This window comes from Leucobacter japonicus (assembly GCF_001273855.1).
Taxonomy (GTDB): Bacteria; Actinomycetota; Actinomycetes; order Actinomycetales; family Microbacteriaceae; genus Leucobacter; species Leucobacter japonicus.
Genome location: NZ_JHBX01000104.1, coordinates 237,019 through 249,287, shown reverse-complemented (window position 1 = coordinate 249,287; position 12,269 = coordinate 237,019). Strand labels below are relative to the sequence as shown.

At 66.1% G+C, this 12,269-nt stretch carries 12 protein-coding genes; 10 read left to right on the top strand and 2 right to left on the bottom strand.

The features are described from left to right. Nucleotides 1-28: 28 nt before the first annotated feature. The 6 genes from atpA to AMS67_RS05555 all read left to right on the top strand — a co-directional run bounded on the left by atpA (nt 29) and on the right by AMS67_RS05555 (nt 6,301). The gene (gene atpA / locus AMS67_RS05580) at nt 29-1,657 is read left to right on the top strand and encodes a F0F1 ATP synthase subunit alpha (RefSeq protein ID WP_053386471.1); all 1,629 of its coding nucleotides are present in this window, start codon (nt 29-31) and stop codon (nt 1,655-1,657) included. A gap of 81 nt (nt 1,658-1,738) precedes the next feature. After that, nucleotides 1,739-2,629: a F0F1 ATP synthase subunit gamma gene (locus AMS67_RS05575; protein ID WP_053351962.1), complete on the top strand. Its 891-nt coding sequence runs from the start codon at nt 1,739-1,741 to the stop codon at nt 2,627-2,629. Nucleotides 2,630-2,651: 22 nt separating this feature from the next. Continuing rightward, nucleotides 2,652-4,112: a F0F1 ATP synthase subunit beta gene (gene atpD / locus AMS67_RS05570; protein WP_053351963.1), complete on the top strand. Its 1,461-nt coding sequence runs from the start codon at nt 2,652-2,654 to the stop codon at nt 4,110-4,112. Between the two features lie 2 nt (nt 4,113-4,114). Next, nucleotides 4,115-4,372, top strand: a complete 258-nt coding sequence (locus AMS67_RS05565; RefSeq protein WP_053351964.1) for a F0F1 ATP synthase subunit epsilon — start codon at nt 4,115-4,117, stop codon at nt 4,370-4,372. 84 nt (nt 4,373-4,456) lie between these two features. Further along, nucleotides 4,457-5,257, top strand: a complete 801-nt coding sequence (locus AMS67_RS05560; RefSeq protein WP_053386470.1) for a YaaA family protein — start codon at nt 4,457-4,459, stop codon at nt 5,255-5,257. Nucleotides 5,258-5,287: 30 nt separating this feature from the next. Continuing rightward, nucleotides 5,288-6,301 (top strand): PP2C family protein-serine/threonine phosphatase, encoded by a 1,014-nt coding sequence (locus AMS67_RS05555; protein ID WP_053386469.1) that lies wholly within the window; start codon nt 5,288-5,290, stop codon nt 6,299-6,301. Between the two features lie 124 nt (nt 6,302-6,425). Here the strand turns inward: AMS67_RS05555 and AMS67_RS05550 are convergent, their stop codons facing one another. Then, on the bottom strand, nt 6,426-7,796 hold the full coding sequence (locus AMS67_RS05550; protein ID WP_053386468.1) for an aminotransferase class III-fold pyridoxal phosphate-dependent enzyme: 1,371 nt from the start codon (nt 7,794-7,796) through the stop codon (nt 6,426-6,428). 50 nt (nt 7,797-7,846) lie between these two features. Between AMS67_RS05550 and AMS67_RS05545 the strand changes: the two genes are divergently transcribed. From AMS67_RS05545 to rsmA, 4 genes are read left to right on the top strand one after another with little or no spacing between them, the layout of a single operon-like run. Beyond that, a complete protein-coding gene (locus tag AMS67_RS05545; RefSeq protein ID WP_053351968.1) occupies nt 7,847-8,320 on the top strand; it encodes an OsmC family protein in 474 nt (157 codons plus the stop codon). Between the two features lie 57 nt (nt 8,321-8,377). Next, the gene (metG, locus tag AMS67_RS05540) at nt 8,378-9,964 is read left to right on the top strand and encodes a methionine--tRNA ligase (protein WP_053386467.1); all 1,587 of its coding nucleotides are present in this window, start codon (nt 8,378-8,380) and stop codon (nt 9,962-9,964) included. Further along, a complete protein-coding gene (locus AMS67_RS05535; protein ID WP_082305318.1) occupies nt 9,961-10,884 on the top strand; it encodes a TatD family hydrolase in 924 nt (307 codons plus the stop codon). The genes metG and AMS67_RS05535 overlap by 4 nt, the downstream gene beginning before the upstream one ends. Then, a complete protein-coding gene (gene rsmA, locus AMS67_RS05530) occupies nt 10,881-11,789 on the top strand; it encodes a 16S rRNA (adenine(1518)-N(6)/adenine(1519)-N(6))-dimethyltransferase RsmA (RefSeq protein WP_053386466.1) in 909 nt (302 codons plus the stop codon). Before AMS67_RS05535 ends, rsmA begins: the two co-directional genes overlap by 4 nt. Here the strand turns inward: rsmA and AMS67_RS05525 are convergent. Next, on the bottom strand, nt 11,779-12,267 hold the full coding sequence (locus tag AMS67_RS05525; RefSeq protein WP_053386465.1) for a MarR family winged helix-turn-helix transcriptional regulator: 489 nt from the start codon (nt 12,265-12,267) through the stop codon (nt 11,779-11,781). The two genes, rsmA and AMS67_RS05525, sit on opposite strands and share 11 nt — an antisense overlap. Between the last annotated feature and the right edge of the window lie 2 nt (nt 12,268-12,269).

The following is a 12,269-nucleotide window of genomic DNA, read 5'->3' as shown; positions in this document are numbered from 1 at the left end:
CGCTTCCGGAACAGACAGAGGAAACGAAATGGCAGAACTCTCAATCAGCCCGGACGAGATCCGTAACGCGCTGAAGGATTTCGCAGCGTCCTACGAGCCGACCGACGCTGGCAAGACTGAGGTCGGCACCGTAGTCGACGCCTCCGACGGCATCGCGCACGTCGAAGGCCTCCCCGGCGTCATGGCGAACGAGCTCGTTCGCTTCGCCGACGGCACCCTGGGCCTCGCCCAGAACCTGGAAGAGAACGAGATCGGCGTCGTCGTGCTCGGCGAGTTCACCGACATCGCTGAAGGCCAGCCTGTCACCCGCACCGGCGAGGTGCTCTCGGTTCCCGTGGGCGAGGGCTACCTCGGCCGCGTGGTCGACCCCCTCGGCAAGCCCATCGATGGTCTCGGTGAGATCGCCGGCATCGAAGGACGTCGCGCCCTCGAGCTCCAGGCCCCGGGCGTGATGCAGCGCAAGTCGGTGCACGAGCCCCTGCAGACCGGCATCAAGGCGATCGACGCCATGATCCCCGTCGGCCGCGGCCAGCGCCAGCTCATCATCGGCGACCGCCAGACCGGTAAGACGGCCATCGCGATCGACACGATCATCAACCAGAAGGCCAACTGGGAGTCGGGCGACACCACCAAGCAGGTGCGTTGCATCTACGTCGCCATCGGCCAGAAGGGCTCGACCATCGCTTCGGTGAAGGGCGCGCTCGAGGACGCCGGTGCGATGGAGTACACCACCATCGTCGCTTCGCCCGCATCTGACCCCGCAGGCTTCAAGTACCTCGCTCCCTACACCGGTTCGGCCATCGGCCAGCACTGGATGTACGCGGGCAAGCACGTTCTGGTGATCTTCGATGACCTGTCGAAGCAGGCCGAGGCATACCGCGCCGTGTCGCTGCTCCTTCGCCGTCCGCCGGGACGCGAGGCATACCCGGGCGACGTCTTCTACCTGCACTCGCGTCTGCTGGAGCGTTGTGCAAAGCTCTCTGACGAGCTCGGCGCAGGTTCGATGACCGGTCTCCCGATCATCGAGACGAAGGCCAACGACGTGTCGGCGTACATCCCGACCAACGTGATCTCGATCACCGACGGCCAGATCTTCCTCCAGTCCGACCTCTTCAACGCGAACCAGCGCCCCGCCGTCGACGTGGGCATCTCGGTGTCGCGCGTGGGTGGCGACGCTCAGGTGAAGTCGATCAAGAAGGTCTCGGGCACGTTGAAGCTCGAGCTCGCGCAGTACCGCGCGCTCGAGGCGTTTGCGATGTTCGCTTCGGACCTCGACGCGACCAGCCGCAAGCAGCTCGCTCGCGGTGCTCGCCTCACCGAACTCCTCAAGCAGCCGCAGTACACGCCGTACCCGGTTGAAGAGCAGACCGTTTCGATCTGGGCCGGTACCAAGGGCTTCCTCGACGAGGTTCCGGTTGAAGACGTGCTGCGCTTCGAGCGCGAGTTCCTCGACTACCTCGGACGCAACTCGGAGGCGCTGTCGAAGCTTCGCAGCACCAACGTGCTCGATGACGATATCGTCGCCGAGCTCGAGAGCCAGATCGCGAAGTTCTCGAGCGAGTTCCGCACCTCGAGCGGCAAGACGCTCGCTGAGCAGTTCGACGCCATCGACGAAGCCGAGATCCAGCAGGAGCAGCTGGTCGTCACCAAGAAGTAGGGACTTCGGGGCGGCGGTGTGAGCCGCCGCCCCGATCCCGAACCTTGATCACCAGCCAGCCCCAACCACTACAGGAGAGACATGGGAGCGCAACTTCGGGTCTACCGGCAGAAAATTCGTTCTGCCCAGACGACCAAGAAGATCACCCGTGCGATGGAGCTGATCGCGGCATCTCGCATCCAGAAGGCGAAGGCACGCGTTGAGGCTTCGACGCCCTACGCCACGGCGATTACTCGCGCCGTGTCGGCCGTCGCCACGCACTCGAACACCGATCATCCGCTGCTCACCGAGGCCGACAAGGTGGAGCGCGCAGCGGTCGTCATCTTCACGTCGGACCGCGGCCTCGCCGGTGCCTTCAACTCGCAGGTGCTGCGTGAAGCCGAAGAGCTGAGCGAACTGCTTCGTTCCGAGGGCAAGGAAGTCGTGTACTTCCTCTTCGGGCGCAAGGCGCAGGGCTACTTCGCGTTCCGTCGCCGCCCTTCGGAGCGCGTCTGGACCGGAGACACCGAGAACCCGACGTTCGAGACGGGTGCCGAGGTCGCGGAAGCACTGCTCGAGATCTTCGGTCGCTCAGCGGCCGAGGGTGGCGCGCAGGAGATCCACCTCGTCTACAACCGCCTCGTGAGCATGGTCAGCCAGGTGCCCCAGGTGCACCGTCTGCTGCCCCTGCAGATCGTCGAGGGTGTCGCCGAGGCCACTGATGGGCCGGCACCGCTGTACGAGTTCGAGCCGGACGCAGATACCGTGCTCGATCGCCTGCTTCCCGCATACATCGAGTCCCGCGTGTACAACGCGATGCTCGAGTCGGCGGCCGCGAAGCACGCAGCGACGCAGAAGGCGATGAAGTCCGCGAGCGATAACGCAGATTCGCTGATCCGGGATTACACCCGCCTCGCGAACAACGCGCGTCAGGCGGAGATCACCCAGCAGATTTCCGAGATCGTGGGCGGCGCTGACGCGCTGTCCGGTTAATACAGCACGAAGAGAGAGAATCATGACCGAAACCGCCGCAGTGGCGACTGAGGCCACCAAGGTTGTCGGGCGGATCGCTCGAGTTACCGGGCCCGTCGTCGACATCGAGTTCCCCCACGATGCCATCCCCGCCGTCTACAACGCACTCGAGACCACCGTCGATTTCGGTGATGGCACCGAGTCGTCGAAGCTCGTGCTCGAGGTTGCCCAGCACCTCGGCGACAACCTCATCCGCGCCATCGCGCTGAAGCCCACCGACGGCCTCGTCCGTGGCCAGGAAGTGGTCGACACCGCTGGTCCGATCAGCGTTCCCGTCGGCGACATCACCAAGGGCAAGGTCTTCGACGTTGCCGGTAACGTGCTGAACCTGCCCGAGGGCGAGACCATCGAGGTCACCGAGCGCTGGGGCATCCACCGCACCCCGCCGGCATTCGATCAGCTCGAGTCGAAGACCGAGCTCTTCGAGACCGGCATCAAGTCGATCGACCTTCTGACCCCCTACGTGCAGGGTGGAAAGATCGGTCTGTTCGGTGGCGCCGGTGTGGGCAAGACCGTTCTGATCCAGGAGATGATCCAGCGCGTGGCGCAGGATCACGGTGGTGTGTCGGTGTTCGCCGGTGTCGGCGAGCGTACCCGTGAGGGCAACGACCTCATTCACGAGATGGAAGAGGCCGGTGTCTTCGACAAGACCGCCCTCGTGTTCGGCCAGATGGATGAGCCGCCGGGAACGCGTCTGCGCGTTGCACTGTCGGCACTGACCATGGCGGAGTACTTCCGCGATGTGCAGAAGCAGGACGTGCTGCTCTTCATCGACAACATCTTCCGCTTCACGCAGGCCGGTTCCGAGGTCTCGACGCTGCTCGGCCGCATGCCCTCCGCTGTGGGCTACCAGCCGAACCTCGCCGACGAGATGGGCATCCTCCAGGAGCGCATCACCTCGACCCGCGGTCACTCGATCACCTCGCTGCAGGCGATCTACGTCCCCGCGGACGACTACACCGACCCGGCTCCGGCCACGACGTTCGCGCACCTCGATGCGACGACCGAGCTCTCGCGTGAAATCGCATCGAAGGGTCTGTACCCCGCGATCGATCCGCTGACCTCGACCTCGCGTATTCTCGACCCCCGTTACTTGGGCGAGGATCACTACCGCGTGGCGACCACGGTCAAGGCGATTCTGCAGAAGAACAAGGAGCTCCAGGAGATCATCGCGATCCTCGGTGTCGACGAGCTCTCCGAGGAAGACAAGATCACCGTCGCGCGTGCGCGTCGCATCCAGCAGTTCCTCTCGCAGAACACCTACATGGCGAAGAAGTTCACCGGTGTCGAGGGTTCGACGGTTCCGCTCAAGGAGACCATCGAGTCGTTCGACGCCATCGCCAAGGGTGAGTTTGACCACGTGGCCGAGCAGGCCTTCTTCAACGTCGGCGGTATCTCTGACGTCGAAGAGAACTGGGCGAAGATGCAGAAGGACCTGGCATAAGCATGGCGTTGAACGTCAGCGTCGTCTCGGCTGAGCGACAGGTCTGGGCGGGCGAAGCCTCCCAGGTCATCGCGAAGACGGTCGAAGGCGAGATCGGCATCCTCACGGGTCACGAGCCGCTCCTTGCTCTGCTCGCGCAGGGCGAGGTGCGCGTGACCACCGCAGGTGGCGAGAAGGTTTCGGTCGAGGCAGAGGGCGGTTTCCTCTCGGTCGACCACGACACGATCACCATCGTCGCGGGTCGCGCCACCGTCGCGTAACCCGATATCACCACACTGAGGCCGACCGCCCTCCTTCGGGAGTGGCGGCCGGCCTCACGTGTGTGCACTCCAGAAAGGCTCTCCATGCTCCTCCTGCTTCCACCATCGGAGACGAAGCGCGCCGGTGGATCCGGCGCGTTCGATCCCACCGCGCTGCGTCACGCCGACGCCCTGCGCTCGGCGCGGGAACGTGTGCGCGGTGCGCTGGAAACGGTGAGCAGTGACCCGGAGTGCGCCATCAAGGCGCTGAAGCTCGGCGTCAAGAACCGCGATGAGGCCAAACGCAACCTCGAGCTCGAGTCGAGCGGTGTGCTCCCAGCGATCGAGCGGTACACCGGGGTGCTCTACGACGCGCTCGATGTTGCGTCGCTCGATGCGGACGCGCGCGCGTGGCTGCATGCGCATGTCGCGGTGCAGTCCGCGCTGTTCGGATTGATCGGTGCAGGCGATCCGATCCCGGCATACCGTCTTTCAGCGAGCTCGCGACTCCCAGCGCTCAACGCGCCCATGAAGCGGATCTGGACTGAGGCGCATGAGCATGCGGGGTGGCACACGGAGAGCGACTTCATTCTCGACCTCCGTTCCCAGGACTACGCCGCGCTCGCACCGCTGCCGGAAGGCGCAGGCTGGTTCTTGCACGTTGCCCAACGTGCGGAAGACGGTGAAGTGCGCGCGCTCAACCACTTCAACAAGTCGGCGAAGGGAGATCTCGTGCGTCGGCTCGCCACTTCGGCCGCGCGCATCGACGACATCGATGGACTGTTGACGTGGGCGGCTGCCCAGCAACTGGAGATGCATATCGACGCCGCACATGCCGTCGTGACCTTGGTCACCGACCATGGTGCTCCGGGCCGGGACGCCATGCGGGTGTCAGAGGCAGGGTAGTATGGCTCGGGTGTCTATGGGAGGGAAGCTGTGACGGCTCGCGGAGAGAACGGCGTTCGACGTCGTCTGAACTACCGCGCCGGCGGCGACCTCGAACTCGAGCTCTCGTGGTTCGCGCTGACCGATGTCGGTCGCAGGCGCGAAACGAACCAGGACAGCTACGTGACCACGCCGCCTGTGTTCGCGATCGCCGATGGCATGGGCGGGCACTCCGCGGGTGAAATCGCGTCAGCTGCCGTGGTGCGGCGGCTCGCCGAACTCGGTGGGAGAGAAACGGTTTCCGAGACCGACATCGATGACACGCTCGGAGATGCGGTCGACGATATCGAGCTCGACGCCGGCGACACCGAACTGGGCGCCGGAACGACGGTCACCGGTGTCGTGCTCGGCACCGACGCCGACCCGACCTGGAAAGTCTTCAACATCGGGGATTCCCGGGTCTACCAGTACTTCAAGGGTGCGCTGAGCCAGATCACCGTGGATCACTCGGTCGTGCAGCACCTGATCGATACGGGTGCGATCACCGAAGAAGAAGCCGAAGTGCACCCGCACGCGAACGTGATCACCCGCGCGGTGGGGTTCAACGAGGCACCGATTCCCGATTACACGTCGCTCGCGCTGATTCCCGGCCAGCGGCTGCTGATCTGCTCCGATGGGCTCACCAAAGAGCTCACCGATATCGGCATCCAGCACTTCCTCGCGACTGAGCCGACCGCCGAGGCCGCGGCTCGGGCGCTCGTGCATCACGCGCTCGATAACGCCGGTCGCGACAACGTCACAGTCGTCGTGATCGATGTGCACGCAGTTGGCGATGTCGTCGACACGGGCAGCCTCGCCGGCTCCGGCATCGAACTCGAAGATGCGCCGGTGACAGAGTCCCCTGTGGCGGACGACGACACGGTGTCCGCTCCCGAACGCGATGGCGCGGAATCGGGCGAAGCCGGCCCAGACGTACCTGATGCAGAGGCCGACGCCGCAGATGGGGAGCCGGCCGATACCGAGCCCGTGATCCTCCCGGATACTCCGACGGCTGAGCGGGCCTAAGCCAGCACTCACCGCGCGGCCCGCGGGCGCCACACTCACCGTGCAGCTCGGGCTGCACTCCTCCTGAAACGACAGAACGCCCCGAGCCGTGACCGGCTCGGGGCGTTCTGTCGTCAATCGGGAGTTACTGGCTCGCGATGGCGAATGACTCGTCGAGCACGGAGAGCACATCGGCGATGAGCTCGTCGGTGATCTTAAGCGAGGGCAAGAAGCGGATCGCCTGGTTGTGTACGCCGCTGCTGAGCAGGAGCACTCCGCGTTGCGCCGCCGCATCGATCACGCGGGCGACGAGCTCGGCATCAGGCTCGAGCGTGCCGGGTCGCGTCACCTCGATGGCGAGCATCGCGCCCTTGCCGCGCACCTCGGCGATTGCGGGGAAGCGCTGCTGCAGTTCACGCAGGCCGCCCCCGAAGTTCGCCTCGATGCGGCGTGCCTCTGCGAGCAGGTCGAGCTCTTCGATCTGTTCGAACACCGCGACGGCCGCGGCGCACGACACGGGGTTGCCGCCGAAGGTTCCGCCGAGCCCGCCGGGCTGCGACGCATCCATGATTTCGGCACGGCCGGTGATGCCGGCGAGCGGGAGGCCCCCGGCGATGCCTTTGGCGGAGAGCACGATGTCGGGGATGACGCCGAACTGCTCGATTGAGAAGACGGAGCCGGTTCGGGCCATGCCGGCCTGCACCTCGTCGGCGATGAACACGATGCCGTTCGCGCGGCACCACTCGGCGAGTGCCGGGAGGAATCCGTCGGCGGGCACAATGAAGCCGCCCTCGCCCTGGATGGGCTCGACCACGAGGCAGGCGAGATCGGATGCGCCGGCCTGCTTCTCGAGGTAGGCGATCGTGCGCTTCGCGGCGTCGACGCCGCTTAGACCGTCGTGAAGGGGGTACGAGTTCGGTGCTTTGTAGATGTCGCCGACGCGGGGGCCGTAGCCGAGCGCGTAGGGCGCGGCCTTGTGATTCATGCTGCTCGTGAGAAGCGTGCGGCCGTGATACGCGTGCTCGAGCACGGCGACACCCGGGCGGCCGGTGAACTTGCGCGCGATCTTCACGCCGTTCTCCACGGCTTCAGCCCCTGAGTTCATGAGCAGAGTCTTGTACGGTGCGGCAGCGGTCGAACCCGGCACGTGCTTCGCGAGGTGCTCGGCAACGGCGACGTACGGCTCGTACGGCGTCATGGTGAAGAGCGTGTGGGTGACATTCTGGAGCTGCTCGGTCGCGGCAGCCACCACGCGGTCGTCGGTGTGCCCGATCGTGGTGACACCGATGCCACCGCACACATCGATGATCTGGTTGCCGTCGACATCGACCAGGATCGAGTCGTGGGCGCGCTCGATGTAGACGGGCAGCACGCTGTGCACTCCGGGAGGCACCACGGCGCGACGACGCTCATGGATCTGCTGCGAGCGGGGGCCGGGGATCGCGGTGCGCACGAGGCGCTCCTGCGGCACGGCGGATTCGGTGCGGACTGCTGCGGTGCTGGTCGCTGAACTCATGGAGTCGATCCTACTCTCGCGTGTCGGGGGGTTCCGTTTAGTCTGGACGCATGAAGGATCTGCACGAGTACCGGGTCGGCATCGAATGGACGGGCAACCGGGGGAGCGGCACCAGCGGCTACCGGGAGTACGGCCGCGAGCTCCTCGTCCATGCCGACGGAAAAGCGGCACTGGAGGCGTCCGCAGATCCGACATTCCATGGTGATCGGGATCGCTGGAATCCCGAAGAGCTGCTCGTCACCGCACTCGCGCAGTGCCATATGCTCTCCTATCTGCACATGGCGGTGCGCGCCGGGGTCGTGGTGACCGCGTACACCGACGCCGCGACGGGAACCATGCGGCAGAGCGGCGTCGGGGGTGCATTCGAAGAGGTGGTGCTGCATCCGCGTGTCACCGTCACCGACGCTTCGATGGTCGAGGCGGCTCGCGCGGCGCACGCCGATGCCTACGCCGCGTGCTTCATCGCGAGTTCCGTGAACTTCCCCGTGCGCCATGAACCCGAGATCATCGTGGCATCCGCGTAGTGCCCCACGGGGCCGCGCGGACCGCCGGCTCCGCTGCTTCCCAATAGAATGGAACCCATGGCCAACCCCTCCCCGTTCTACCTGACGACCCCGATCTTCTACGTCAACGACGCTCCGCACATCGGGCACGCCTACACCGAGGTAGCCGCCGACGTGCTGGCTCGCTGGCACCGGCAGTCGGGCGACGACACGTGGTTCCTTACGGGTACCGACGAGCATGGTCAGAAGATCCTGCGCACGGCGACCGCGAACGGGGTCGCACCGAAGGAGTGGGCCGATCGGCTCGTCGAATCCTCATGGAAGCCGCTGCTCGATCTCATCGATATCTCGAACGACGACTTCATTCGCACGACGGATGCGCGCCACGAAGCGGGCGTCGCGAAGTTTCTGCAGAAGCTCTACGATGACGGCCACGTCTACGCGGGCGAGTTCGAGGCGCTCTACTGCGTCGGCTGCGAAGAGTTCAAGCCGAAGAGCGAAATCGTCGACGGCACGGGCGAATTCGAGGGCCAGAAGGTGTGCGCCATCCACTCGAAGCCGCTCGAACTGCTCCAGGAGAAGAACTACTTCTTCAAAATGAGCGCATTTCAAGATCGCCTGCTCGCGCTCTACGAGGAGCGCCCCGATTTCGTGCAGCCGGCCAGTGCGCGCAACGAGGTCATCGCCTTCGTGCAGCAGGGGCTCGAGGATCTCTCGATCTCGCGCACCTCGTTCGACTGGGGCATTCCGATTCCGTGGGACGCATCGCACGTCACGTACGTGTGGTTCGACGCGCTGCTCAACTACGTCACTGCGATCGGGTACGGCCAAGACGATGCCGAGTTCGATCGCCGTTGGCCCGCGAACCACCTCGTCGGCAAAGACATTCTGCGCTTCCACGCCGTGATCTGGCCCGCGATGCTGATGGCGGCCGGTCTCGAGGTGCCGAAGCACGTCTTCGCGCACGGCTGGCTGCTCGTCGGCGGCGAGAAGATGTCGAAGTCGAAGCTCACGGGTATCGCTCCGAACGAGATCACCGACACCTTCGGTTCCGACGCGTTCCGCTACTACTTCATGCGCGCCATCTCCTTCGGGCAAGACGGCTCGTTCAGCTGGGAAGACCTGGCGGCGCGTTACCAGGCCGAACTCGCCAACGGCTTCGGCAACCTCGCGAGCCGTGTGCTCGCGATGAACGCCAAGTACTTCGACGGACGCGTGCCCGAAGCAGGCGCCGAGCAGCCCGCTGACGCAGCGATTCGTGAGCTGGCCGCTTCGGTTGCCCAGCGCGCAGACGCGCGCATCGAGGCATTCGTGATCCACGAGGCGATTGCTGCCGTCTGGGAGCTCGTCGACGCTCTCAACGGGTACATCACCGACCAGGAGCCGTGGGCACTGGCGAAAGATCCGGCGCAGCGCGAGCGTCTCGGTACAGTGCTCTACACGGCGACCGAGGGGCTGCGCGTGCTCGCCGAGCTGCTGGCTCCAGTGGTGCCGCTTGCAACCGCAAAGCTCTGGTCGGCGCTCGGCGCCGAAGCAGCGCTCGGTGCACTCGATGCGCGCCCGATTCGCGAAGCGGGCGTCTGGGGCGCCTTGCCCGCAGGCACTGAGCAGCACGCGCTCGCCGTGCTCTTCCCGCGCATCGAAACGGACGAGTCAAGCAAGTGAACGACGCATCCGCCGCTGTGCCGACCGGAGGCATCCGGAAGCGCACGAGCGCGAGCGGCCGCGACCTGACGCGCCCCGAGCCTCCGGAGCCGCTGCCCGTCGCGATCTACGACAACCACACGCACCTCGAGTTCGAAGACGGCGTCGACCAGCTCGATCCGCTCGACTCGCTCGCGCGCGCCGAGCAGGTCGGCGTTCGTGGTGTCGTGCAGGTCGGCACCGATCTCGAGACGAGCCGGTGGAGCGCACAACTCGCCGCAAGCGATCCGCGCGTGCTCGCTGCGGTCGCGCTCCATCCGAACGAAGCCCCACGCGTCGCCGCGCAGGGGCTGCTCTGCGAGCAGCTCTCCGAGCTCTCGCGTCTCGCTGCCCAGCCGCGGGTGCGCGCGATCGGCGAGACCGGCCTCGACTTCTTCCGCACCGGAGAAGACGGTCGCGAGGCGCAGATCGAGTCGTTCGAGGCGCACATCGACATCGCGAAGGCGAACGGCATCGCGCTGCAGATTCACGACCGCGATGCACACGACGAGGTGGTGGCGACGCTGTTGCGCGTGGGGGCACCTGAGCGCACCGTGTTCCACTGCTTCTCGGGCGACACTCGTCTCGCCAAGCTCTGCAACGAGCACGGTTGGTATCTTTCCGTCGCGGGGACCTCGACGTTCAAGAACGCCCCGGCACTGCGCGAAGCCTTCGCGATCGCGAAGCCGGAGCTGCTGTTGGCAGAGACCGACGCGCCGTTCCTGACGCCCGAGCCGTACCGGGGCCGCCCGAACGCGCCCTACCTGTTGCCCTACACAGTGCGCCGCCTCGCCGAGACGCTCGGAACGCCGCTCGACGAGCTGTGCGCCCTGCTCGCGGCCAACACGGAGCGCGTCTACGGCACCTGGGACGCCGACGTCGAAACGCAGGCGACCGCATGAGCGCGCTCGAGCACGCTCACGACGCGTCTTCGGCCGGGCTGCTCGGCCCGACGCAGGTCCGTGAGCTCGCCGAGCGTCTGGGGATCTCGCCGACGAAGAAGCTCGGGCAGAACTTCGTCATCGACCCGAACACCGTGCGCAAGATCGTGCGGCTCGCGGGCATCGAATCGGGAGCGCGCGTGGTCGAGGTGGGCCCGGGGCTCGGGTCGCTGACGCTCGGCATCACCGAGATCGGCGCCGATGTGACCGCGGTCGAAATCGATGATCGCCTCGCGGCCGAGCTTCCGGCGACGGCGCGGGCGATGCAGCCGGACGTTTTTGCCGATCCCGCGCATCCGCGCCTCCGTGTCGTGCGCAGCGACGCTCTCGAGGTCACGGCCGGCGACTTCCCGCATCCCCCTGAGCACCTGGTGGCGAATCTGCCGTACAACGTGTCGGTGCCGATCCTGATGCACCTGCTCGAATTGATTCCCGAGCTGCGCAGTGGCCTCGTGATGGTGCAGGCAGAAGTCGGCTACCGCATTGCGGCGCAGCCGGGCTCGAAGGAGTACGGATCGCCGAGCGCGAAGGCGGCATGGTACGGGCCGTGGCGCATCGCCGGGACGGTGAGCCGCAAGATCTTCTGGCCCGTTCCGGGCGTCGACTCGGTGCTCGTCGGGTACGAACGCCGTGAATCGCCGCGAGGCAGCGAAGCGGAGCGCCGTGCGACCTTCGATCTGGTGAACGCCGCGTTCGCGCAGCGTCGCAAGATGCTGCGTCAGGCCGTGCAGCCCGTACTCGGCAACTTTGATCGCACGGTGGCGATCCTCACCGCCGCCGGAATCGACCCGCAGGTGCGTGCCGAGCAGCTCGGCATCGACGACTACCTGGCGATCGCCCGGGCAGCGGCGAACTTCACGGAGTAAGCCCCATCGACAGTGCGTGCAGCAGCTCGGTGAAGCGCGTGATGTCTGCGACCGACCACGCGCGCATCGCGTCGCGGAGCTCGTGCTCTTTCTCGCCGCGCGTGGCGGCGAGGCGCTCGGCCCCGAAATCGCTGATCGAGAGTCGGATCGACCGCCCGTCCGACGGGTCCGGTGCGCGGTCGATCAACCCGCGTTCGTCGAGGTCGCGCACGGTGCGGCTGAGCTGGCCCTTGTCGGTCATGAGGAGCTCGGTGAGCTCCGAGAGTGACACGGTGCCGCATCGCGAGATCGACGTCAGCACCTTGTAGGAGCCGGGGAGCATGCCCTCGCTGACCGCAGCTGCGTTCGCCATGGCCGAGCGGCGGAACTGGTTGAACAGGTCTTCGAATTCGCGCTCGAGCGCCTCGAACGCCTGCGTGCGGGCGCCGCCCCCATCGCCCGGAGTGGTGATGGGGGACGGCGCCGTGGTGCGTGTCATGT

Excerpts from the sequence above, each read along its gene's own strand:
- AMS67_RS05565 (WP_053351964.1), top strand. The coding sequence starts at position 4,115 with ATGGCGTTGAACGTCAGCGTCGTCTCGGCTGAGCGACAGGTCTGGGCG.
- AMS67_RS05575 (WP_053351962.1), top strand. The coding sequence starts at position 1,739 with ATGGGAGCGCAACTTCGGGTCTACCGGCAGAAAATTCGTTCTGCCCAG.
- atpD (WP_053351963.1), top strand. The coding sequence starts at position 2,652 with ATGACCGAAACCGCCGCAGTGGCGACTGAGGCCACCAAGGTTGTCGGG.
- rsmA (WP_053386466.1), top strand. The coding sequence starts at position 10,881 with ATGAGCGCGCTCGAGCACGCTCACGACGCGTCTTCGGCCGGGCTGCTC.
- metG (WP_053386467.1), top strand. The coding sequence starts at position 8,378 with ATGGCCAACCCCTCCCCGTTCTACCTGACGACCCCGATCTTCTACGTC.
- AMS67_RS05560 (WP_053386470.1), top strand. The coding sequence starts at position 4,457 with ATGCTCCTCCTGCTTCCACCATCGGAGACGAAGCGCGCCGGTGGATCC.
- atpA (WP_053386471.1), top strand. The coding sequence starts at position 29 with ATGGCAGAACTCTCAATCAGCCCGGACGAGATCCGTAACGCGCTGAAG.
- AMS67_RS05550 (WP_053386468.1), bottom strand. The coding sequence starts at position 7,796 with ATGAGTTCAGCGACCAGCACCGCAGCAGTCCGCACCGAATCCGCCGTG.
- AMS67_RS05525 (WP_053386465.1), bottom strand. The coding sequence starts at position 12,267 with ATGACACGCACCACGGCGCCGTCCCCCATCACCACTCCGGGCGATGGG.
- AMS67_RS05545 (WP_053351968.1), top strand. The coding sequence starts at position 7,847 with ATGAAGGATCTGCACGAGTACCGGGTCGGCATCGAATGGACGGGCAAC.